General features: G+C 58.6%; 29 protein-coding genes. 12 read left to right on the forward strand and 17 right to left on the reverse strand.

Annotated features, from left to right (window positions below):
* Nucleotides 1-97: 97 nt before the first annotated feature.
* The gene (locus tag BW975_RS02690) at nucleotides 98-283 is read right to left on the reverse strand and encodes a helix-turn-helix transcriptional regulator (RefSeq protein ID WP_076530760.1); all 186 of its coding nucleotides are present in this window, start codon (nucleotides 281-283) and stop codon (nucleotides 98-100) included.
* A 70-nt stretch (nucleotides 284-353) separates the two neighbouring features.
* Nucleotides 354-914, reverse strand: coding sequence for a DNA-binding protein (locus BW975_RS02695; RefSeq protein WP_076530762.1), 561 nt, complete (start codon nucleotides 912-914; stop codon nucleotides 354-356).
* Nucleotides 915-1087: 173 nt separating this feature from the next.
* Here BW975_RS02695 and BW975_RS17785 point away from each other — a divergent pair, with 173 nt between their 5' ends.
* The 3 genes from BW975_RS17785 (at nucleotide 1088) to BW975_RS02710 (ending at nucleotide 3841) form a co-directional block, all read left to right on the forward strand.
* Nucleotides 1088-1444, forward strand: coding sequence for an MbcA/ParS/Xre antitoxin family protein (locus BW975_RS17785; protein ID WP_170846558.1), 357 nt, complete (start codon nucleotides 1088-1090; stop codon nucleotides 1442-1444).
* Between the two features lie 111 nt (nucleotides 1445-1555).
* Nucleotides 1556-2977, forward strand: coding sequence for a phospholipase effector Tle1 domain-containing protein (locus BW975_RS02705; protein WP_076530766.1), 1422 nt, complete (start codon nucleotides 1556-1558; stop codon nucleotides 2975-2977).
* Between the two features lie 198 nt (nucleotides 2978-3175).
* On the forward strand, nucleotides 3176-3841 hold the full coding sequence (locus BW975_RS02710) for a L,D-transpeptidase (protein WP_076533314.1): 666 nt from the start codon (nucleotides 3176-3178) through the stop codon (nucleotides 3839-3841).
* Nucleotides 3842-3897: 56 nt separating this feature from the next.
* Here the strand turns inward: BW975_RS02710 and BW975_RS02715 are convergent, their stop codons facing one another.
* Nucleotides 3898-4182, reverse strand: coding sequence for a hypothetical protein (locus BW975_RS02715; protein WP_244512536.1), 285 nt, complete (start codon nucleotides 4180-4182; stop codon nucleotides 3898-3900).
* Between the two features lie 182 nt (nucleotides 4183-4364).
* On the opposite strand from BW975_RS02715, the gene BW975_RS02720 reads away from it, so the two are divergent.
* Both BW975_RS02720 and BW975_RS02725 read left to right on the forward strand, forming a co-directional pair.
* On the forward strand, nucleotides 4365-6713 hold the full coding sequence (locus BW975_RS02720; RefSeq protein WP_076530768.1) for a heavy metal translocating P-type ATPase: 2349 nt from the start codon (nucleotides 4365-4367) through the stop codon (nucleotides 6711-6713).
* Nucleotides 6714-6814: 101 nt separating this feature from the next.
* Nucleotides 6815-7297 (forward strand): L,D-transpeptidase family protein, encoded by a 483-nt coding sequence (locus BW975_RS02725; protein ID WP_393934177.1) that lies wholly within the window; start codon nucleotides 6815-6817, stop codon nucleotides 7295-7297.
* Here BW975_RS02725 and lnt read toward each other — a convergent pair.
* From lnt to BW975_RS02775, 10 genes are read right to left on the reverse strand one after another with little or no spacing between them, the layout of a single operon-like run.
* Nucleotides 7288-8880: an apolipoprotein N-acyltransferase gene (lnt, locus tag BW975_RS02730; protein WP_076530772.1), complete on the reverse strand. Its 1593-nt coding sequence runs from the start codon at nucleotides 8878-8880 to the stop codon at nucleotides 7288-7290. The genes BW975_RS02725 and lnt overlap by 10 nt on opposite strands.
* A complete protein-coding gene (gene lspA, locus BW975_RS02735) occupies nucleotides 8847-9350 on the reverse strand; it encodes a signal peptidase II (protein ID WP_076530774.1) in 504 nt (167 codons plus the stop codon). The genes lnt and lspA overlap by 34 nt, the downstream gene beginning before the upstream one ends.
* On the reverse strand, nucleotides 9334-10116 hold the full coding sequence (locus BW975_RS02740; protein ID WP_076530776.1) for a ZIP family metal transporter: 783 nt from the start codon (nucleotides 10114-10116) through the stop codon (nucleotides 9334-9336). The genes lspA and BW975_RS02740 overlap by 17 nt, the downstream gene beginning before the upstream one ends.
* Before the next feature lie 12 nt (nucleotides 10117-10128).
* Nucleotides 10129-10584, reverse strand: coding sequence for a DUF411 domain-containing protein (locus BW975_RS02745; RefSeq protein WP_076530778.1), 456 nt, complete (start codon nucleotides 10582-10584; stop codon nucleotides 10129-10131).
* 3 nt (nucleotides 10585-10587) lie between these two features.
* A complete protein-coding gene (locus BW975_RS02750; protein WP_076530780.1) occupies nucleotides 10588-11961 on the reverse strand; it encodes a M23 family metallopeptidase in 1374 nt (457 codons plus the stop codon).
* Nucleotides 11958-12584, reverse strand: coding sequence for an SCO family protein (locus tag BW975_RS02755; RefSeq protein WP_076530782.1), 627 nt, complete (start codon nucleotides 12582-12584; stop codon nucleotides 11958-11960). Before BW975_RS02755 ends, BW975_RS02750 begins: the two co-directional genes overlap by 4 nt.
* Nucleotides 12584-13051 carry a copper chaperone PCu(A)C gene (locus BW975_RS02760; RefSeq protein ID WP_076530783.1) on the reverse strand — a complete coding sequence of 156 codons (468 nt, stop codon included), beginning with the start codon at nucleotides 13049-13051 and terminating at the stop codon, nucleotides 12584-12586. The genes BW975_RS02755 and BW975_RS02760 overlap by 1 nt, the downstream gene beginning before the upstream one ends.
* A 20-nt stretch (nucleotides 13052-13071) precedes the next feature.
* On the reverse strand, nucleotides 13072-13731 hold the full coding sequence (locus tag BW975_RS02765; protein ID WP_076530785.1) for a DsbA family protein: 660 nt from the start codon (nucleotides 13729-13731) through the stop codon (nucleotides 13072-13074).
* A complete protein-coding gene (locus BW975_RS02770; protein WP_076530787.1) occupies nucleotides 13728-14150 on the reverse strand; it encodes a disulfide bond formation protein B in 423 nt (140 codons plus the stop codon). The genes BW975_RS02765 and BW975_RS02770 overlap by 4 nt, the downstream gene beginning before the upstream one ends.
* A gap of 5 nt (nucleotides 14151-14155) precedes the next feature.
* Nucleotides 14156-14758, reverse strand: a complete 603-nt coding sequence (locus BW975_RS02775) for an SCO family protein (protein ID WP_244512535.1) — start codon at nucleotides 14756-14758, stop codon at nucleotides 14156-14158.
* 170 nt (nucleotides 14759-14928) lie between these two features.
* Between BW975_RS02775 and BW975_RS02780 the strand changes: the two genes are divergently transcribed.
* From BW975_RS02780 to BW975_RS02805, 6 genes are all read left to right on the forward strand, one after another.
* Nucleotides 14929-15357, forward strand: coding sequence for a MerR family transcriptional regulator (locus BW975_RS02780; protein WP_076530791.1), 429 nt, complete (start codon nucleotides 14929-14931; stop codon nucleotides 15355-15357).
* Nucleotide 15358: 1 nt separating this feature from the next.
* Nucleotides 15359-15685, forward strand: a complete 327-nt coding sequence (locus BW975_RS02785; RefSeq protein WP_076530792.1) for a YnfA family protein — start codon at nucleotides 15359-15361, stop codon at nucleotides 15683-15685.
* Nucleotides 15686-15777: 92 nt separating this feature from the next.
* Entirely contained in the window at nucleotides 15778-16389 is a 612-nt protein-coding gene (locus BW975_RS02790) for a cation efflux transmembrane domain-containing protein (protein ID WP_076530794.1), read from the forward strand.
* Between the two features lie 125 nt (nucleotides 16390-16514).
* Complete coding sequence (locus BW975_RS02795) at nucleotides 16515-17060, forward strand: c-type cytochrome (RefSeq protein WP_170846557.1); 546 nt, start codon at nucleotides 16515-16517, stop codon at nucleotides 17058-17060.
* 104 nt (nucleotides 17061-17164) lie between these two features.
* Nucleotides 17165-17935 carry a transglutaminase-like domain-containing protein gene (locus tag BW975_RS02800; RefSeq protein WP_076530797.1) on the forward strand — a complete coding sequence of 257 codons (771 nt, stop codon included), beginning with the start codon at nucleotides 17165-17167 and terminating at the stop codon, nucleotides 17933-17935.
* Entirely contained in the window at nucleotides 17925-18848 is a 924-nt protein-coding gene (locus BW975_RS02805) for a cation diffusion facilitator family transporter (protein WP_076530799.1), read from the forward strand. Before BW975_RS02800 ends, BW975_RS02805 begins: the two co-directional genes overlap by 11 nt.
* Nucleotides 18849-18979: 131 nt before the next feature.
* Here the strand turns inward: BW975_RS02805 and BW975_RS02810 are convergent, their stop codons facing one another.
* Complete coding sequence (locus tag BW975_RS02810; RefSeq protein WP_076530801.1) at nucleotides 18980-19852, reverse strand: DUF305 domain-containing protein; 873 nt, start codon at nucleotides 19850-19852, stop codon at nucleotides 18980-18982.
* Between the two features lie 138 nt (nucleotides 19853-19990).
* The gene (locus BW975_RS02815) at nucleotides 19991-20419 is read right to left on the reverse strand and encodes a potassium channel family protein (protein WP_244512534.1); all 429 of its coding nucleotides are present in this window, start codon (nucleotides 20417-20419) and stop codon (nucleotides 19991-19993) included.
* 329 nt (nucleotides 20420-20748) lie between these two features.
* Here BW975_RS02815 and BW975_RS02820 point away from each other — a divergent pair, with 329 nt between their 5' ends.
* A complete protein-coding gene (locus BW975_RS02820) occupies nucleotides 20749-20955 on the forward strand; it encodes a heavy-metal-associated domain-containing protein (RefSeq protein WP_076530803.1) in 207 nt (68 codons plus the stop codon).
* Nucleotides 20956-21039: 84 nt separating this feature from the next.
* On the opposite strand, the gene BW975_RS02825 is transcribed toward BW975_RS02820, so the two are convergent.
* Both BW975_RS02825 and BW975_RS02830 read right to left on the reverse strand, forming a co-directional pair.
* Complete coding sequence (locus BW975_RS02825) at nucleotides 21040-21531, reverse strand: c-type cytochrome (RefSeq protein ID WP_393963988.1); 492 nt, start codon at nucleotides 21529-21531, stop codon at nucleotides 21040-21042.
* Between the two features lie 75 nt (nucleotides 21532-21606).
* Nucleotides 21607-22065 (reverse strand): c-type cytochrome, encoded by a 459-nt coding sequence (locus tag BW975_RS02830; RefSeq protein WP_076530807.1) that lies wholly within the window; start codon nucleotides 22063-22065, stop codon nucleotides 21607-21609.
* Nucleotides 22066-22144: the final 79 nt, after the last annotated feature.

Genomic DNA, 22144 nt, shown 5'->3' on the forward strand with positions numbered 1-22144 from the left:
ATCATCAAACCGCGCCCCGGCGACCTGAAATGCGGTTGCCGGGACGCGAATTTGTGGATGGTAGCACCGGAAATCCGGGCCGTTACCAACGCGGCCTTCAGTATGCCCCACGTTCGGAGAGCCAAGCGCGTAGGGCGAGTTCGGACCAGCCGACACGCCGGGAGGACAGCTTCACGGTTTGTGGAAAATCACCCGCATACATGAGCCGATAGAGGCTCGATTTGCTGAGACCTGTGATCGCTTCGACTTCGCGGCGGTTATAGATTCTGTTCTCAATCGTCATATGAAATCCTTCCTTGAAATGACTAATGAGAACTTAACCGATGAAGGTTTCGGCAAGGTTTAACGATAAGTCACGCATCCGCGGGCGATTCACCGGAGGCTTGCCTCGAGGTCGATTCCGACGAAGTTCTGTTTTCACCCGCAATGGATGCAACGACTGACTGCAGTGTCTCGGCTCGCGTTCGCTGCTCCTCCGCATTGCGCTTCAGGCCCGTTATCGACACCTTTGCTGCCCGCAGACGTTCCTCAAGCTGCGCGATGCGCTCGGCTTGGGTTTCGGCATCCGTTTCCATTTGTTTGATCACGTCCAGCCGCTCGCACGAGAGCGCCTCGGCTTCGTCGCGATTCCGTTCAAGTAGCGTTCTGTCAGCCTCGAAACTGCGCGTCGCTTCAGACATCGCCACCGTCCACACGTAGTCGTGGAGGTGTGAAAGTTCGTCGGTAACTTCGTCCGGTGCGCGGAGAAGCGCCTCGTTTTCTGCACGCATTTCGGACATCAGACGTGTCGCGGTGGTGTAAGAGCCAACCCCCGCGCGGTCACAGATCGTCTTCGCGCTGATTTTGGCCCCCTCTTTTTCGAGGAGCGACTTCGTTTCTGCAAAAAGTTTTTTGGTAAGTAACTGCTGCGCCATTCTTTTTCTCCCAGCATTGTTCCGTGACATGAGATACTGAAGCGCGATTAAAGCCGGGTTTAAAATACGGTTACCGTAATGATTGCGGTATCTGTTACGGTAATCATTACGGTGGCGCCCTGTCCGGACGTGCTCCGATGCTCGCCTGGCGTCAGAGGTGCGAAGGATGGCGGGTGGCTGAACCGAGCGCGTCAGCCGGACACAGCTGGACGGTCGAGACGGGCTACTTTGATCATACGGCGCACCCGGATCTCGCTTTGCGTCATCTACGGTTTCAGACGACCGCGCAAATCGAACGCATCGGGCATAAAGGACTTGGGCGAATGCAAAATGAACTGGAATATGTGGCCTTGATCAAACTGATCGAACACACTTATCACAATGATGCCGAAGCCATCAGCCGTTTTCTTGAGCGACCTCACGTGCTTCTGAACGGGCGCTCTCCAAGGGATGTCATGGACAGCGGCAGCACAGGCGCTAATGAAGTGCGGATCTTGTTGGAGCGCGCCAATGCAGGCATTGCAATCTAACCAATTTTGCACCTCACCATCGGTTTGGCCCTATCAAGAAAAGTTGCAGATTGACGTTACGGCTTCTTCGCATGATGGTGGGAACGAACGCAGAACAGCCAGGGCGATGAAATGCCAAAGAATATCCTGATTTTTTCGGATGGAACTGGCCAAGAAGGCGGCCTGCGGCCAGACCAGCGTCTATCGAACATCTACAAAATGTATCGAGCGATGCGTCCCGGACCGTCGTCACCAATCGATCCATGCGATCAGGTCTGTTTCTATGACGCCGGTCTAGGAGCAGGCGAGGTCGGTGGGCTAACGCTTCGACGCATCAGAAACAACCTCTCGGCCGCGGTTGGCACGGGCATTGATGAGAATGTCATCGATTGCTACGAGAAGATCATCTCATATTACGAACCCGGCGACCGGATCCTGCTGTTCGGGTTTTCTCGTGGGGCATACACTGTCAGGGCGGTCGCGAATGTAATGAACCTTTGCGGCATTCCAGCACGAATGCCCGATGGATCACTCGTGCCCCGCCATGGGCCACGCCTTAGAAAAATAGCGAGCGATGCGGTCAACTACGTTTACAACCACGGCAATGGGTATTCGCGTGGCCGGGAGCCGTATTACAGTCGACGTGAGGAACTCGGCCGTCGGTTTAGGCGCAAGTATTCCAGCTTTGTGCCTGACGCTGACGAGGACGTGCAAGGCAACGTGCAACCGACATTCATCGGCGTTTTCGATACGGTCGCGGCATTGGGCAACGGTCAAGTCACTCTCGCTGCCGGGATTGCTGTCACCATACTCTTGGCACTGTTCGTCGCTGCTTTGTGGTTTGGCTGGTCTTGGTATCTGTGGGGTCCGCTCCTCGCTCTCTTGGGGCTTATCGGGTTCTGGTATGGCAGGTTGAAGTGGTCTCAGTGGAAATACTTCTCTCCCAATGAGAAAAAGCCTTTGAGGCTGAGTAGGATATCGGACTGGCCGTCCATCTGGAAATACGGCCATTACGCGAAATGGAACCTGAAAAATTACGATAAATGGCTCGACTCCGACGTAGGTTTCGCTCGTCACGCGCTTGCGATCGATGAGCACCGGAAGAATTTTCCACGTGTGAAATGGGCTATGCCAGCCGAGGCCAAAAAAACCGTAGGGCGAAAACCGGAATGGTTGAAACAGGTCTGGTTTGCGGGATGTCACAGCGATGTTGGTGGAAGCTACCCCGAGCCGGAATCGAGGCTCAGCGACATCGCGTTGCAATGGATACTGGAAGAGCTGAAGGAATGCGTGCCGGAGGTAAAAATCAACTCGGAGAAGCTTTTCGTCATGCCTGATCCTACCGGCATGCAGCATGAAGAAACGCTCATGTTTTCATTCGGCCCTTTAAAAAGGCGCTGGCCATCGGAACCGAGGGATGTAGGCACGCTTTTTCCGCTACATCCAACTGTGATCGAACGCCTGAAGGCCGGGCCGGTTTCGCATTTGGGAGAGATGCAGCCATATCGGCCCGAGCAGCTTCGGAACCATCCCGATACCAAAGGTTACTATTGACGATATCCGCTAGGGCGTTTCGTTGTTGGCTCAACTGAAAGAGCTTCAAAAAGCCGGCCACATCTTCGCCGTGCTATTCTTTCAAAAAGTGATTCCACTGGGCTGCATTAACCCTTGAACCTCTAGTTACTAGAGGAACTAGATCGCGTGATGTGGGTTGAACACTCCAAGCGCAATGCGATCCATATCGAGGACATCATGCTGACAAGACGACATTTCATTCAGACGAGCGCGGCGCTTTTCTCGGCGCCCATATCTTCTCCACTTTTGGCCGACACTTGGCCGACCGAAGCGCAGAAAGCTGCGTGGGATGCCGAGGTTACACCCCCCGGCTACGACGCGGCCACGTCAAATCCATGGGGCTTGCATCCAAGATTTCTTCCGCAGCGAGTTGAAGCCAACGATGGGCTCGTTCCTGGCGATATACATGTCGATGCGGTGGCGAGATATATTTACCATATCGAACAAGGGGGGACGGCGATGCGTTATGGCGTCGCAATCGCGCGTGGCAAGCTATACGAGCCCGGCACCTACACGATCAAACGGAAGGTCGAGTGGCCTCATTGGCAGCCGACCCAGAATATGATCGATCGTGACCCGGAGCTATATGCTGACGTCGCCGATGGCATGGAACCTGGGCCGAAAAATGCCTTGGGATCGCGCGCTCTTTATCTCTATGTCGGGGACCGGGATACGTATCTGCGCATCCACGGCACGCCTCACGCAAGAAGCATTGGCGGCCGCGCAAGTTCCGGCTGCGTGCGTATGGTCATGGCGCATATCAACGATCTTTATCCTAATGTCGAAATCGGCTCGACGGCGCACCTCTATTCAGCTGACGACAGTGTCAGAACGAAAACGTAACCGGACTGGTGAGTTGAACCCACGTAAAGTGTTTGTTCAATTCCGAGTGATAGACCTCAGGTGCCCGTCGTCGCGCAGATCGGATTGCCTTGGGGGCTGCGAAGCGGCACCAAGGTCGTCTCGACCGGCCCGCGATGCTCATACCAGAAGCAGTTGTCTTCCGGCTTGAGGCGCGCAGTTGCGATATTCTGATCCGGGTCCGCCATGGCAATGACGTTTTCGGGGATGTCTCCAATCCGATCGTCCTCTTCGCTGATTTCGTTGGGTTGCACGGCGCAGCCGGCCACGAAGAAAAAGGTGGCCGCGACCAACATGTTTCGGGGTTCGATCATCGTCAGCATAAAAGGTTCCTTCCACTTTTATCGACGGCCGTTCCACCATGTCCAATCGTAGAAGCATGAAGGTTCTGACCAATGTTTTACTATTCGAAATTGATTGGAGTTACCAACCAACTTTGCTCTTGAAGCTCTAGCTACTGTAGGCTCTATCAGTGCCTGAACCACCCGAATCCCGAGGTCTGTTCATGCCATCCGATATCCATCGCCCCGATCACGCAAGCGACGCGACGCAGCCCCCGAGCGATTGTTGCGGAGGCTGTGGAGCCGACGGCAATGTCGCGATTTCCGCTCCCGCATCCTCCGGGGGCCGTAGCTTTCAGGTGTCCGGCCTTGATTGTGCCGAAGAGGTCGCGATCCTCAACAAGGTCATCGGTCCTGAAATCGGCGGGGCGGAACATCTGGCCTTCGATGTCATCAACGGGCGGATGACCATTCTGGATAGTGCCAGAAATGTTTCCGACGATAAGATCGCCGAGCTGGTTGCCAGCACTGGAATGACAGCCAAGCCTTGGGATTCCGAAAATGCATCTCAGGACCAGGCTGCGCATCTTGCCCGGCAAAAGCTTTTCACCGCGCTCAGCGGTAGTTTCTGGGCCGCCGGTTTTGTCTGGCACTTGGTGGAAACCGGCCTCGGCGGTGCCTTGGGTATCTTTTCCGGTCACGGAATGACCTCCATGCCAGTGCCCGAGGCAGGGCTCTTTGCGCTAGCAATCCTCTTCGGGGTATGGCTGGTCGCGCCCAAGGCATGGTCGTCGGCGCGGCGGCTGTCGCCAGACATGAACCTTCTGATGGTGGTCGCCGTCGCTGGCGCCCTTGGCCTTGGCGAGTTCTTCGAAGCCGCGACGGTCGCATTCTTCTTTTCGCTCTCGCTCTTTCTGGAAAGCTGGAGCGTCGGGCGCGCGCGCAATGCAGTGTCTGCGTTGTTGGATCTCGCGCCGCCGACTGCGCGGGTGATCTACAACGACGGCACAGAGGCAGACGTGCCGGCGGCCCAAGTGGCCGTGGGCGACCATTTCGTGGTGCGCGGCGGCGACCGCATTCCGCTTGACGGGGAGGTCACTGACGGCGCGGGCGCGGTCGATCAGGCACCGATCACGGGTGAAAGCGCACTGGTGCCCAAGGAGGCCGGAGACGAGGTTTACGCGGGCACGATCAACGGCGAGGGCACGCTATCCGTTCGGGCGACCAAGGCAGCCTCGGACACAGTGTTGGCCAAGATCATCCGAATGGTCGGTGACGCCCACGCGCGCCGCGCTCCGGTGGAGCAATGGGTGGCGAAATTCGCGCGCATCTACACACCTATCGTAATGCTTTTGGCCATCGCGATCGCAGTCCTTCCACCTCTCGTTCTGGGCGGCGCTTGGGATTACTGGTTCTACAATGCACTCGTGCTTCTCGTTATCGCCTGCCCCTGTGCGCTTGTGATCTCGACCCCGGTGTCCATCGTGGCGTCGCTGACCTCCTCGGCACGCTCCGGTGTTCTCATCAAAGGCGGTGCCTATGTCGAGGCTCCGAGCCGCACCACCGCGCTTGCGATGGACAAGACCGGCACAATCACCATGGGCGAGCCCGAAGTTGCCGCGGTGCATCCATTAGGTGGGGCGTCGGCCAAGGATCTCGTAGCCAGGGCCTCGGGCCTCGAGGCACGCTCGTCTCATCCGCTGGCGCGCGCCATTCTCGCACGAGCCGAGGTCGATGGCATCACGGTATCGGCCGCCGAGGATACCCGCACGGTTCCGGGCCGAGGCTTGGAAGGACGGGCAAACGGTCGGTCCATCTGGCTCGGCTCGGACCGTTTTGCCGAAGAGAAAGGATTTGGAGACTCAATTCCGAAAGATCTGCGTGAGCGGATCGAAGGCGCCGGCAACACGCTCGTTGCCGTGGGTGACGAGGGCGGTGTCACCGGCATCCTGGAGCTGCGCGATCGCGTCCGCCCCGAAGCTAAGAACGTCGTAGCGCAGCTTCATGCGCAGGGCGTGCGGACGATCGTCATGTTGACTGGAGACAACGAGCGCACGGCGCGCGCGGTCGCCGCCGAGGTCGGCATCGACGAGGTGCGCGCCGAGCTTCTCCCCGAAGACAAGGTGAAAGCCATCGAGGAGCTGGTCGAAACCCATGATATGGTCGCGATGATCGGCGACGGCGTGAACGATGCTCCAGCCATGGCGCGGGCGCATTACGCTATCGCGATGGGCGCAGTCGGCTCGGATGCTGCCATCGAGACGGCGGATATCGCTCTCATGACCGACGATATCGGCAAGGTGCCATGGCTCATCGGGCACTCTCGCAGGACCATGTCAGTCATCCGTCAAAATATTGCGATCTCCCTTGCTACGAAAGCTGCGTTCGTGGTCGCGACCGCCTTCGGTATGGCGTCGATGTGGGGCGCCATCGCAGCTGATGTCGGCGTATCGCTGCTGGTCGTCGCGAATGCCCTACGGCTTCTGAATGCGGGCGAGCGCAATTCGCCTCCGGCCGGTGGGGCGCCTGTGGGCGAGCAGTTAACCAAGGGTGCATTGGCGCATGGGCATTGAGCCCATCCGTCAAGCCAGCTAGAGTGAACCCTGATATAGACCTCGTCATAAAGGGGCATCGAGCAGTGAAGACCTACAAATGTGCACGCCGAACCGTTCTCTTGGGCGGTTTGGCGGCATTTCTCTCTGGCTGTGCGGGCGGCAGCAAGTTCCGCAGCTACAATGGGCCTGCGGTGACGCGTGTCCGGCTCTACAAGGGACAGAGGCTCCTCGTTCTCGACGGCGCCAGTTCGGTTCTGCGGACCTATCCGGTCGGCCTTGGGTTCGCGCCCGAGGGCCACAAGCAGTTCGAGGGTGATGGGCGCACGCCTGAAGGCTCATATCTGGTCGACCGGCGCAATCCGGAAAGCAGTTTTCACCTTTCGATCGGCATTTCTTACCCAAACGAGGCCGACATCGCCTTCGCAGAGGTTCAAGAAAAGTCTCCCGGAGGCGACATCTTCATCCATGGCGGACCTCGGCGCGGTATTGATCCTACGAACGTGCAAGACTGGACGGCGGGATGCATCGCGCTCACCGACCGTCAGATCGAAGATGTCTATGCAATGGTCAGAGACGGAACTCCTATCGACATCTACGCATGACAGCGTGACCCGGGCCCCCTCCTGACGGCTTTTTCGCCGATCAGCGCGAGAGCCCAGCTTGACGCGATGAGAGCGAGCAGCGCCCAGTCCCCGAGGCGACCGTAGGGTGTGGGCGGGCGGGCCGCTGGCAGGCCCGCGTCGAGAATACCCGTCTCTCCGGTGTCGAGGCGGGCCAGCACCTCTCCGCTGGCGTCAATAATCGCGGAAATGCCTGTATTCGCTGCGCGAACGATGGGCAGGCCCTCTTCGACAGCACGCATCCGCGCAGATGCCAAGTGCTGTTCGGGTCCGATGCTGGTGCCGAACCAGGCATCGTTTGTCGCGTTGAAGATCCAGTCGGGCCGAAAGAGGTCATCGACAACATGCCCCGGAAAGATAATTTCGTAGCAGATCGCCACACCAACCAATGGCGCGACCGGCAATGCCAGCGTGCGCGGTCCTGGTCCGGGCGTAAAATCCCCCATCCCCTGCGTCAGCCGCTCGATCGGCAGCCAACCGCGAAGCGGCACATATTCACCGAAAGGCACCAGATGGTGTTTCGCGTATCCGTCCAGGATTTTGGCGGTATCATCAAGCGCCTGGACAGTATTGAAATAAAATGTGCCGTCCTCGGTCGACACCCTGTCCGGAACGCCGGTCAACAATGCTGTGCCTTCGGGCAGCGCGTCCGCGATCCGCGCGCGCGCCTCGGCATCCTCGTCGAGAAATCCGGGAAAGGCGGTCTCCGGCCAGAGCAGCACATCGACATTGCCGGGCCGGGACGACATCTCGAGATAGCGCGCGAGGGTCGCTTCCCGGTTTTCGGGCGCCCATTTCTCCTTTTGCGGAACGTTGCCCTGCACTAAGCGCAGGTCGATGCCGGGCGGGGGCGGCACTTCCGTCTGAAAGCGCAGCGCGCCTGCGCCCCAAATAACCGCTAGACAGGCAAGGGCCCCGAGGAAGATAGCCCCTCTCTGCTTGCCCACTGCTATAAAGGCCGCGCCCGGCAGCGCGCTGACGAAGATGATCAGGAAGCTTAGCCCATAGCTGCCAACCCATGCGGCGGGCTGGCGTAGAGCAGCGTAATCTACAACCGCATATCCGGCGAGATTCCACGGAAGGCCAGTAAGAATATGGCCGCGCAGCCATTCGGCCAGCGTCCAGGAGGTCGCGAGCAGAAGGCAGGCAATGACACCGGTCAAGACCTTGCGCCGCGAGACCGCGGCAAAGAGAGACGCTGCGATGGCCGGGAAGATTGCCAAACCCGCCGACAGGCCCGCGACGGCAGGGATGGCAAGCGCGCCAAAACGATCAGCTTCCACATAGAAACTCTCGGAAATCCATGAAATCCCGAAGCCAAACTGTCCAAGCCCAAACGCCCAGCCGATAAGTAAGGCATGCCCGACGGAAACCTTGGCCAAAATTACAAAGAGCGCGGAATAAGCGACGGGAACCAGAGCCAGTATCGAGAAGGGCGGAAAGGTCAGCACAGTCAGCGCCCCGGCAACAAAGCCAAGTGCCATGCGCGCCAAAAGATGACGGCCTTGCGCAATGCGGTCGCGCCGTTCGGTCACGGCTTGATGGAGCGCCGCGCGCTGATCCAAGGCGCTAGGAGCATCAAGCCTACGCCGCAGACGATGAACACATCAGCCAAATTGAAAGCGGGCCAGTGCGCAGTTCCAACGTAAAAATCCAGAAAATCGGTCACCGCTCGATAGCGGACGCGATCAACGATATTGCCCAAAGCGCCCCCGAGGATTGAACCGAAAGCGACCGCCTCAATGCGGGTGGAGGTTCGCGTCAGCATGATTGCAAGCCAGACGCAGAATGCGAAGGCCAACAGAACGAGGCTCCACCAAGGCACACCGGCGAGAAGCCCGAAAGTCACACCGTCATTGCGCCCGAAGACGAGGTTGAAGCCGGGAAACACCGGCAGTCCGGCACTCAGCAGGGTGGCATTCTCGACAACGATCGCCTTGGTCAACTGATCCGCCGCAAGTGAGGTTAGCGCGACGATCACGCCAAGAAGCAAGGTCTTATTTCCATATTCCATGACCTTACCCCAGCCAGACATCGAGGAAGAGCATGAGAACCAGACCGATCGCGAGGCCGAGCGTTGCCTTGTTCTGATGGCCGCTGCGGTGCGTTTCGGGAATGATCTCGTGACTGATGACATATAGCATCGCACCAGCCGCGAAGGCCAAACCCCACGGCAAGAGAGGCTCCGAGAGCGTGATGATCCCGGCACCCAGGAGCCCGCCGATCGGCTCGACCATACCGGTCAGGGCGGCAATGCCCCAGGCGCGCACCTTTGGATAACCCTCGCCCAGCAGGGAGACCGCCACGGCCAGACCCTCGGGCGCGTTCTGAAGCCCAATTCCGATGGCAAGCGGCAGGCCGCCTTCCATGCCGCCCGAGCCGAAGCCGACGCCGACAGCCAGTCCTTCGGGGAAATTGTGGATCGTGATCGCGATGATGAACAGCCAGACCCGCCGCAGGGCGGCCGAGTCCGGTCCTTCGCGCCCTGTCTTGAAATGCTCGTGCGGCAGTTTTTCGTTCATCAGAGCGACGGCGCCCATGCCAAGCAGGATCGAGATGCACACGATCAAGGCGGGCATTGCGCCGCTCTCGAACATCGGCTCGGCTGCGTCCAGTGCCGGGATGATGAGCGAAAAGAACGAGGCGGCGAGCATGACACCAGCTGCAAAACCCAGCGACATGTCGCGCGTGGCCCGCGAGGGAATGCGTCCGAAGAGGACAGGAATCGCCCCCACCGCAGTAAGTGATCCGGCGGCGAGGCTTCCCAGGAAGCCAAGCATTATGGGTGAAAGCGTTTCCATTCGAGGGCCAGATTATCCTTCGGCGTAGGTGGAAAAGACTTCGGTCGATCCATCTTCTCGGATGAGAAAGACCTCATATGCTTCGCGGTCGTCTTCCGGTCCCATGCCGGGCGAGCCATAGGGCATCCCCGGCACCGCGAGCCCGACCGCATCGGGGCGCTCTTCGAGCAATCGGCGGATGTCGGCGGCCGGAACATGTCCTTCGATGACGTAGCCTTCCACAAATGCGGTATGGCAGGAGATCATGCGCTGCGGCACACCGTTATCCAGCTTCAAGCGCACTAAGGTGCCGGCAAACATGTCCTCACCAGTTGCCGTGAATCCATTCTCCTCCAGATGCTTCATCCACGATAGGCAGCAGCCGCATCCATTGGTTTTTTGAACATTGATTGCGGTGCCCTCGGCAAGCGCCTGCGCTGCCGGAGAAAGAGCGAGGAGCAAAGTAAGGACCTTGGTCAAGGGTTTCATGTGTCAGAGCCTTTCGGTTGCTGTCAGAACAGTATCAGGGTCAAGTTTCCTTGCCAGAAGAGCGCGTGCGGCCAAGAGGCGAGCCAAGGTGACTGTGTCTTCCAGTTCACTCTCGGACGCCTCGGCAAGCCGTTCGTCAGCAAGAGGATCGGTCGGGCGGCCATCTACCAAGACCTCGTAGTGCAAGTTGGGCCCAGTCGCGGTGCCTGTGGCTCCCACGCGGCCGATAAGATCGCCAGCGGCCACGCGCTGTCCCCGCGAGAGACCGTCCGGCACTGCGCTGAGATGGGCGTAGCGGGTCATCGTGTCGGAGCCGTGAGATATCTCAACGACGCGGCCATAACCTCCACGCCGCCCGATGAAACTGATCCGTCCGGGTGCCGTTGCCTTTACCGGCGTGCCTTGCGCCGCCGCGAAATCGACGCCGGTATGCATTCGAACATTTCCATAGACCGGATGGGTTCGGCGGCCAAAAACCGAGCTCAGGCGCGCGCCATCCACCGGCTGCGCGAAAATACGAAGCAACTCGCCGCCGACATAGATCGTGGCTTGGCCGCTTCCATCTTCTGGCCAGACCACCTCATAGAGTGAGCCGCCCATATCAAGCGCAGCAAAGGCCAAGTCCGGCTCTGCAATCCGTTCACCGCCGACGCGCGCCTCGCGCCACATCAGACGGAGTATTTCTCCACCTGACATCTCGCGACGAAAATCAACCGTCCCGCCCAACATCTGCGCCAGATCAACGGCGAAACGGGCTGGAATACCTGCTTCTGCCAGCGCATTGAACAGAGAGCTTTTAATGACGGCTTCGCCGGCGAGCGTCACGATGTCCGGATCAGGAGTGACGACCTGCGTGGCCAATTCTTCACCAAAGGTCACCTCGATCCGCACGCCGTCCTCGACTTCGAGAGACACTTTACGCGGACGACCATTTGCCTCGGAGATGACAGTGATTGAGTGCCCGGGTCGAAGGCGCCGCAGATCATATTCCGTCCCAAGCGCAAGAGCGATCTCCGCGCGGTCGGGCGACGCGAGACCGGCCTCGGACAGAACCACATCCAGAGTTTCCCCGGGTGCGATGGCGCGCGACCAGTTTACGGCGGAAGGCTCGAACTCAGGCAGGCCCGCCTCTGGCGCGCTGACCGTCAGCAGCGGAAGAGATCTGGATTCCGGCGCCCGTTCTTTGCGCGTGGCCGTGGGGCGTATGAACTTGGCGTCCATGCTTCGGGGAGCTTTGGGAGACTCGGGTATCCAGGCGCTGGCGGCAGCCAACGCATCCGGTGCTGGCTCCTTCGGCGAAGCCGAATAAAAGAAGAGTGCCGCACCGGAAAGTGTGCTCGCAGTCGCCAAGCCTACAGCTACGTTTCTGATCCTCATGTCGAGCCCTCCGTCTCAAAGTCCAGTGCGCGCCGAATCTTTGGGAGCGCGAATTTCCGTGGCTCGTGATAGTCGATGTTGGTGACGAACTGCCCCTCCGCATCGAACAGAAAAACGCTGGCCGTGTGGTTCATCGTGTAATCGCCACCCTCGGCCGGCACTTTTTCATAGCTTGCGCGGAAGCCGCCGACAGCGCGCGCGAGCTCTCTTTCGGGTCCAGTCCAGCCCCTGATCGCCGGATGGAAATTGCTCACGTAGTCCGCCAGGGCCTCGACTGTGTCGCGCTCGGGATCAACCGTGATGAACACCACGTTCAGGCGATCGGCTTCTTCTCCCAACTCGTCCAGCCAGCCGGAAATGTCTGAAAGCGTCGTCGGGCAGACATCCGGACAATAGGTGAAGCCGAAGAAAACCATGCTCGGACGACCAATGAGTGCATCGGGGTCCACATTGTTGCTTTCATGATCGATGAGGTCGAACTCCATGGACGATAATGCCAAGGGCCGCTTCCCCGCCTGTTCGGGCGCGCCCGGCCCGTCTACCCGCCACCAACCAGTGAAGAGTGTCATGGCGATCGCTCCGGCGCCGATTGCACCATATCCCAAGATTTTTCTTCGTTTCATCAGCCTTCGGGTCCGCGCGATGCTACGCTCAGGATCGGGACATCGGCAGTTATCTCGCTGCCATCGCCGAAAAGCAGTTTTAGCGTAAATGTCTGCCCCTCCGTCATCGGCTCATTCAGACGCATCAGCATCGCGTGGAGGCCACCCGGTTCAAGCGACACGCTCTCGCCCGGGGCGATCGTGATTTCGCCTGCCGGGCTCATGGAACTGACGCCCTCGGCATTGGTCTTGGTTTCATGGATCTCGGGCTTCATGGCGAGCGGTGTTTCGAGGCCGGTCAGTGTGACGGGCTCGTCGCCGGTATTACGGATCGTCATGTAAGCCGCTCCGGGACGGTTCGTTCCGATGGATGCACGAGACCATGCGTTCTCAATGACGATATCCTCGGGTCCGGCCAGTGCGGGCGCCGAAAGCCCTCCAAGGGTCAGAAACGTCGACAGCGCTCCGGTCAAAATTATCTTTTTCATCGCTCTGGTCCTTATTTCATTCAGCTTTGAGTGGCGGCGACTTCCACAGCCACGAGACTGCGGAGTTCTGCCTCTCCAAACGGATCAAGGGGCTTGCCATTGACGAAGAATGTCGGCGTCTGGCGAATTCCCACCGTTTCGACGTCGGCGCGATCCTGATTGAGGATTGCCACGACATCGGGCGCCCGCATCTGGTCGCGCGCAGCGCTGGCGTCGAGACCTGCCGAAGCGGCTATCTGGAGAACAAGGCCAGGCTCTGGCGCGCCGTGTGACGCCCATTTCGGTTGCTCTCGCATGAGAGCTTCCAGCACCGGCTCGAATACGCTCTGCATACGCGCTGCCTCCAACACGCGGATCGCTTCTTCGGAGGCTTCGCCATGGAACGGCGTGTAACGGATCACGGTGCGAACGCTCCCGTCGTGCTCGGCCATGATTTCCTTGACCACTGGATAGAAGGCCCGGCAGGCCTCGCAGGCGGGATCGAAAAACTCGACGATGGTAACGGGCGCGTCTGGTGGCCCAAGAATGGGAGAATAGGCCCGGATCAGTGCATCGGCTTTTTCTGGTGCCAAAGCCTCTCCCTCGGCCACTGGGCCCGGGCGGGTCGCATACCATGTCGCACCGCCAAAGCCGGCAACGCCGAGGGCGAAAATGGACAAGATCAGTCCGCGTCGTTTCATGCTCGTGTCTCCTTGAGTGAGATGGCCGATAGCGCGCCGATCGTGGCGAACGCGACGAAGGCCATAAGCGGGATTGGAATGCCAAAGATCAGCTGGTTGTCATCCGTGCAGGAGGGTCCGGCTGCGGTGCATGGCTGGATGCGCTCCGGGATCACGCCTGCGTAAAGGCCCATGTGCCAAAGCGCGACAGCGCCGCCGCCAAGCGCTAGGGCGATACCGTATCGGCCCACGCGGGCATCCCCCCACCACAGGCCAAGCCCGAGGATGATCACCAGCGGAAACATGAAGGCACGCTGAAACCAGCATAGAACACACGGTGCCTGCCCCAGCACCTCACCGATGAATAGCACGGCAAGCGAGGCGGCAAGCGCGATGATCCACGCAAGCCCCAAGGCTATTTCTGCAGAGGGTCGGGCCATGACAGTCAGATCCTCTCTCGCAGATCCGCCAAGATCTCCTCAGCGCGGGTGCCATAGGGCCACGACTCGGCAAAACCGGCTTCGGGATCGAAGAAGAACAGGTGCGACGTGTGACCCATAGTGTAGCCTCCGGGGGCTGCGGCTTCTTCGATCCGTTCGTAAAAGATCGGAAACGTCTCGGATGTCTTGGCGATCTGACGGGGCGTTCCGGTAAGCCCGATGATGTTCGAGTTGAATAGCGGCACGAATTGGGACAGCGTCATGGGCGTATCGCGTTCGGGATCGATGGTAATGAAGATCGGTTGCACCTTCGCCGCTTCGTCCCCCAAGCCGTCCATCACTGCCGCGACCTCCGACAGTGTCGTCGGACAGACATCGGGGCAGTTGGTGAACCCAAAAAAGACCAGCATCCATTGCCCGGCAAAGTCGTCCTGCGTGCGGAGCATGCCTTGATGATCGGTCAACTCGAACTCGGCCGAAAAAGGCGGATCGGACTCAATGCCCGCAAGGTCGCCACGCTTATCCGCCCCGACCATCAGCCACGCGACAACAAAGGCCGCAATTCCGGTAAAAACCCAGAGAATTCTTCTAACCGTTTTGAGAGACAACCTAGTTCGCCTGCTTTTGATTCTTGTCTGTCATGGGCTCTACATCCTCTAGCTACTGGAGGTTCAAGCGCAAAGCGCTTGCTCCGGTCAATGTCACGTCCATGTGAATGCGGCCCTTGCCGGGACCGGCGACCAAACCTACATCAACTGTATCTTTTTAGGAGGTGAACATGCTGACGATCGGCAGCTTGGCGAAGAGAACCGGGACGAAGGTTCAGACCATCCGCTATTACGAGCAGATTGGCCTAATGCCGGAGCCGGGCCGGACCGAAGGTGGACAGAGGCGCTATGGCGAGGCTGAACTGGATCGGCTGTCATTTGTCCGGCATGCGCGGCAACTCGGCTTTTCGCTGGACGCGATCCGCGAGCTGCTCGATCTCAGCGACCATCCCAACCGCTCTTGCGAGGAGGCCGACGCGATCGCGCGCCGCCAACTCAAGCAGGTAGAGCAACGCATGGCCCGCTTGAAGGCCCTTCGCACGGAACTCAAGCGAATGGTTCAGGAGTGTAGTGGCGGGCAAACCGCGGACTGCCGGGTGCTTGAGGTGCTGCGCGATCATTCCGAATGCTTGACCGCACATGACGAGATCGGCGCCTGAAATGCCCGCCACCTTGGCCTATCCGCTGGCCGCCCTTGCGGAAATTGCCGGATGCTTCGCCATCTGGAGCTGGTGGCGTCTTGGTGCATCTTCGGCATGGCTCATCCCGGGGATTGTCGCGCTCGTGGCATTTGGATGGCTTTTGGCGCAGGTCGAAACGGTGGCAGCGGGTCGCGCTTTCGCCGCCTATGGCGGGGTCTATATCGCAGCGTCAGTTCTCTGGATGTGGCTTGCAGAGGGCCATAGACCTGACAAATGGGATGTTCTCGGGACTGCTATCTGTTTGCTGGGCGCAGCGTTGATCCTCGCGGCTCCTCGGAACACCTGAGTGTTCCGGCCATGACGGGCCGACATACTTGTCAGGAACCCGGATACATCCGGGGTGTTTCAGTCACGTAGCATTTGAGCATGGAAGCCAACATGAGCATCGGAAAAGACGTGGTTGAGAGGCGAACGCTCTGGATAGTTCTGGGTCTGAATATCTTTCTTGCCGCGAGCTTTTTCGTAACCGGCGCTGTGGGCGACTCTAGCGCCCTTGTCGCCAATGGGCTCGACAATCTTTCCGACAGTTTTGTCTATGTGATAAGTCTTTTCGCCCTGTCCCGGTCGGCAAGATGGAAACGCGGTGCCGCGAACATTTCAGGCGCATTGTTGATCTTGTTCGCGCTGGGCATTCTCTACGATGCGTGGCGCCGGTATGTTGGAGGCTCGGACCCACTGGGCATCATGATGGTTATAATGGCCCTGATCGCGGCTGCAGTAAACGCGGTTTGCGTCTGGTTGCTTGCCCGGCTCAAGGATCCGGACGTCAACATACGCGCAGCGAACACATTTAGCTGGAATGACTTTGCAGCCAATCTCGGGATCATTGTCGCGGGGGGACTCGTCGCTTGGCTTGGGGTAAATTGGCCTGATCTTGTCGTGGGAGTGATCGTCGCCATGATCGCGGCATGGGGCGGGGTCGGAATCTTGCGCGACGCACATGAGGAACATCACGAAGCCTCTCATGGTAACGAACAGGGTCGAGATTGAACGAACGGGGCAGCGTTGCTGGATCTCACGAAGACGACGAAGAAGTCCCTGCTGCAAACCCGCGACAGTGCAACCTGCCTGTGATATCTTGCTTTTTGTGATCAACAATGGCGAGGGATTTAGAGATGAAACCATATGGATTGCGAACCTTGGCAATTGGAGCCCTCATCGGCTTTGCGGCCGTCGCAGCTTCGGCTCAACAACAACGAGGGGACTGGTGGGGGCATGGCTCAATGGGGCCAGGGCACATGCGTTCCGGCCAGAGCGGCGGCTGGGGCATGGGCAGCATGGGTCCGGGGCAACAGCAGCGGATGCAGAGACATTGGACCTACATGAATGAAGGCGTGCCGACGGCTTACCGAGGCGCGAGGAGCAGCGTCCGCGCGACGCCTGAAGTTGTCTCCGAAGGGCGAAAGCTATACATGGATAACTGTGCGAGTTGCCATGGGTCCGATGGGCTCGGCGATGGTGATGCGGGCCGCTCACTTGAACCATCGCCGGCCATTCTTCGGTCGTTCGTTCAGATGCCTATGTCAGGAGACGAGTATCTGCTCTGGGCGATTTCCGAGGGTGGAGAGCGCTTCGAAACCGCGATGCCCGCCTTCAAAGAGAGTCTCAGCGAAGACGACATCTGGAAAATCATCGCATACATGCGGGCGGGATTTCCGTAACCTTGTTTAAGGCGAGCAGTCGACCGTCAATTGCGCCATCCCCCTTGAATCTACAGTAACTGTAGACACTACGTTGCTTCTCGAACGATTCGAGGAGACATGAAATGGGTGAAGTTGACCCGCTGCTTTTCGCCACGCGCCTACTGGACTACACTTCGCCCGATGTCACACGCCTCATCTTGCGTCGTGGCTGGCAGGGCCTTTCCCGGAACGAGAGAATTGGAGCGGCATATGAATTTGTCCGCAATGAGATCGCGTTTGGTTACAATCATGCGGATGATATTCCTTCCTCAAGAGTGCTGGCCGACGGCTATGGCCAATGCAACACGAAGGGCACTCTTCTCATGGCCCTCTTGCGTGGCCTTGGCATCGGTTGTCGGCTGCACGGCTTCACCATTCACAAAGAGCTTCAGCGCGGTATCGTGCCCGAGTCGGTTTTCCGGTTGGCACCGCGCGAGATCTTGCATTCATGGATTGAGGTGGAAACGCAAGGCGGTTGGATCAGCCTTGAAGGCTTCATTCTCAACGCACCCTTCCTGGCGGCACTTCAGCGCGCGTTCAGCGCTTCGGACGAATTATGCGGCTTCGGTGTTGGAACGACCAGCCTGAGTGCGCCGCCGGTCGCATGGACGGGCAAGGACACCTACATCCAAAGGACCGGCATAATCCGCGACCTCGGGACATATCATAGGCCCGATGAATTCTACGCGAACCATCGCCAGGAGCTTGGTGTTCTGCGCACTTGGCTTTACCGCCATGTCATCCGCCACCGGATGAACCAGCGTGTGCGCGCGATCCGGCGTGGCAAGATGCCAGGTATTATCGGCGCCGCCCTACCGAACCACCGACATGAGGAACCGCACCATGCCGCATGACCACGGTCACGCTCATATCGATCCCACATCCGGCGACCGGCGCGTATCCGTTGCCATCTGGGCCAACGCTATTCTGACCGTTGCGCAGATTGTCGGCGGCATCCTCTCGGGGAGCCTCGCGCTCATTGCGGATGCGCTGCATAACTTTTCCGACATGGCGTCGCTTGTCATCGCCTTCGTGGCGAGAAAGATTGCGCGACGACCGGCGGACTCGCGCATGACCTTCGGCTATGGCCGCATCGAGATCGTCGCTGCGCTGATTAACTATACCACGCTGATATTGATCGGGTTCTACCTGATCTACGAAGGCGGCATGCGCATGATTGATCCGCCCGAAGTGCAAGGCTGGACAGTCGTGATCCTGGGCGGTGTTGCGCTCGTTGTAGATACCCTCACTGCAGTGCTGACCTATTCGATGCAGAAAGGCAGCGTGAATATCCGCGCCCTCTTTTTGCATAACCTGTCAGATGCGCTTGCATCGGTAGCAGTCATCGTCGGCGGCTCGCTGATCATCCTATACGATATGCGATGGGTGGACCCTGCGATCACCATCGGCATCGCGCTCTACATTCTCTATCTTGCCCTTACCGAAATCGGTGGCCCAGTCCGCACCCTGATGCTGGGCAGCCCCCCGGATATCGATAGCCACGCCGTCATCAAGGCGATCCGCGGTGTCGAAGGCGTCGCGGACGTTCATCACGTGCATCTTTGGCAGATGCAGGAACATGAGGCGGCGCTAGACTGCCACGTCGTCGTCAGGTCCGACGCGTGGTCCCATATCGAAGCACTCAAGAGCCGCATCAAAACAGTGCTCGAGGAGCAATATGATATTGGCCATTCAAGCCTGGAATTTGAGCATGAAGACCGTGCCCATAAGAACGCCGATCTCTACGGCCACGAACAGTCCGATTAGGTAGAAGGACCAGCGCCGATTAAAACACGACCGTGCACAGCACACACTCCCTCCCGGCTTGAAAAGTTCACGAGAAGACTAGGGCTCTCTGGAGCGCAGGCCTCGGTCGTTTCTTGGGATGCGTCGCTGCGTCACGATTTGCAGCTGTAAAAGCCGCGATATCCAGCGGACAACCCAGCATCCAACTCGAGTAGGAGCGTCGCGTCGACCGGCGTTTCAGCGACATTCTCAAGGCTGCTTGAGCCATCTGCAGCGTTCAACTGCATCGTTGCACCGTCAGTCATAAAGGTTTGACCTTCCGCGTCGGCATCCAGACGCACCAGATCACCACTCAACTTGACCAGCGCTACACGGGCGCCATCCACGTTGCCAATGGCCAGCGAGGCCGGGCTTTTCGTCGTGTAATTGAAGGTGCAGGCCGCGCCGTCAGGGAACAACTGCTTGATTTCTTCATCCTTGAGAAACTCCGCATCGACCCTAGCCACCTTTGCGGTGGAAAGTGCTTCTTCCAGGCTGACAATCTGCGTCGGCGAATCGCCGCTCTCGTCGGTGGTCACGCCTGAGGCCTCGATATCGTTGATGAGGTAGCGCATCTCGGCGATTTCCTTGTCTTGCGCGAAGATGATCCCGTCGGCGAGCTTGCGCACGCGAGTATCCTCGATGTTAGCCCGACCCGAGGTCATGATGGCGATGGAATGGTGCGGGATCATCGCGCGCATGTAGCTGGTGTCACCCACGGTCGTCTGGCTGCGCACCAACCACAAGGAACCTGCGACAGCGACTGTCGCACCGATAAAGATGGCGGCGTTGATCGCCTTGCTGGAATACATCGCGAGCATGAAGGACAGCATGATGATCGCCATTACGCCCCCCATCAGGATCGCCATGTAGGCGCGCGTCTCGGACCAGAAGATATGCGTCCACAGAAACGTGTTGAGATACATCAGGATGAACATCACGACTGTTGATGTCGCGATCATGGCGGCAAATCTCCAGTAGGGCATGGCTTTTCCCCTTTTGCATAAGGATGCTCGAAACCTCGGTTTCGGCCTTTTGAATGAGGATAATTCGGCCTTTTGAATGAGGATAAAACCATGCTCCAGCGCTGGAGGGTTCCGAAAAAAAAGAATTTCCTCGCATTCTCAGGGTCGCCGCTTGTCGTGCGTCGTGACCAGGAAGATCGTTGACGCCGAGCAGCTGATCAGGAGAAAACCATTCAGCGCCTCGACACCCGCGAGAAAGCGCAGGTGCCCGGTAGGGTAGATGTCCCCGAGCCCGAGTGAGGTGTAATTGACCACCGAGAAATAGAAGACATCCATAAAGGAAGTGACGTTGCCGGCTTTGAAGCCGCCTACTCCCATTTGTTCGCCAAGGGCAAACCCAAGTGCATAGAGGCCAGCTTCGGCGACATGGGCCATGGCGAGCACGTAGAGAGCCACTAGAAGCCCTCGCATGCCTGTGACGTTCCTGCGCTCGGTCAGTCGCATGACAAAGGACATCGCGTGCGCATGCACCACCCCGCAAAGGCCGAAGAGCAAAACGGCCAATCCCGCCGCTATCACCATTTCCATCTGCTCCTCGGGCTGCACGCAAACCAAACAAGGCCACCAACATCTGAGTTGCAGGCCTTTACTCTGTAAAACCTCGAGCGACGGATAACCGCACGGCAATGCACGATACCATTTGCGCCACGCGGTCGAGGCGAAGAGCTGTTGTTCGTCATCCTAGATCTTTCCTGCACTAGGCGATGCGGGGCGCAGAGCCGAGCACCTTTCAAGTGGCGAGGTCGATGATTGAACTTTGAGGAGCGGCGGAAAGTTTCGCCCCATCTCTTGACCTTCCAGCGCAGGAGCACCCCATCTCGCAGGGAAAGAAAAGTAGATGCACAAAGGAGATGACCATGAAACAATTTAAGGTTCCCGGCATGAGCTGCGGCCATTGCACCTCGACCATCGAGAAAGCGATCAAGGCAGCCGACCCTGCTGCACGAATGAGTTGCGACACGGGATCGCGGATGATCGAAGTCGAAAGCGTTCTGGACGCTCCAGCGCTCCTCGGGGTGATCCAAGGCGCGGGATATGATGTTCAAGTGATGGCGGGTGCCTGACCAACATTTTCGAATTACCACAGAACGCCTTGGCAAGTGGCTAGAGCTTCGCGGTGTCTCCGTTTTTGGTGAGGTTGCGCAACCTCACAAACCGCTCGCCTCAGTATCTTTGGCACTTCTCCGGGCTTGCGCGTTTTGCTTCTCCTGCGGCCATGTTGATTTGATGAACGCCAAGATGTTTCTGATCTGATCATCTGTCAGGTCATCGCCAAACCCCGGCATCCCGCTGGCAAAGTCGACGCCCTGTCGGGCAAGTGTTTCCGCGCCACCCCATTTCGTATAGTCGAAAAGGGTTGCGTCAGAGTGATGCCAAGTATGACCCGTTTCATCGTGGGGCGGCGCCGGGAAAACATCGTCTGTTCCAGGTGACTGCCAGTCGGGCTGGCCTTCTAGCTCAGCACCGTGACAATCCGCGCAATAACCCTGGTAGAGATCCGAACCTTCAGTCAAATCGAATTTTGCCGGAGGTGGCATCCTCGCCTGTTCGCCAAGCGTCAGAAACCAGATAAGCAAAATGGCTGAGATGAGACCGATAGGGCAGCCTAGCATCCATCTTTTTCTAGCGACTTTGTCCATGTTTTCGCCAAAAGCTCCTAGCATAAGAAGCACATCCCAAGCGGCCCGCCCGAAAGGCTGAGTTCACGCTTTGGATCAAAAAACCCCATTTTCTCGCTGTAATTCGCGCACATAACGGGTGATTAGTTTGACTTCGGCGTCGGTCACACCGCCAACCGGGGCCATATTTCCGAATTGCCAGTGATGCGCGCGCACACCGTTCTTGGCCGCCATGACAAACGCCATATCCGAATGGTGGCTGGGCTCATAAATCTTGTGAACGAGAGGGGGCGCGATGCCGTTCTGCCCGGCGGCGTTGGTCACGTGGCACTCGGCACATTTTGCCTCATAGGCCCGCTTGCCGATCTGCGCATCCGCCGTCAATTTAGCTGGCACAGTCACATCGGCGATTAGCGCGCCCTGTCCGATGTCGTTGCTGTCCGAGGGCGCCATGGAGCGCCCCGCTGTCTGCGGCGCTTGCGGCATCACCCCCCAGTAGGTGGCCGCCGCGCCGATAGCCAAAAGCGCCAAAAGTGATAATCGTTTGGTGTTCATGGATCCTCAAGATTCCTTGTCTTGCGGCTAGATCGCGCTTGTCGATCTACCGTGCAGGGGGCCTCTTCAGGCAAGACCG

The sequence above is a fragment of the Roseovarius nanhaiticus genome, assembly GCF_900156535.1.
In the GTDB taxonomy this organism is placed as follows: domain Bacteria; phylum Pseudomonadota; class Alphaproteobacteria; order Rhodobacterales; family Rhodobacteraceae; genus Roseovarius; species Roseovarius nanhaiticus.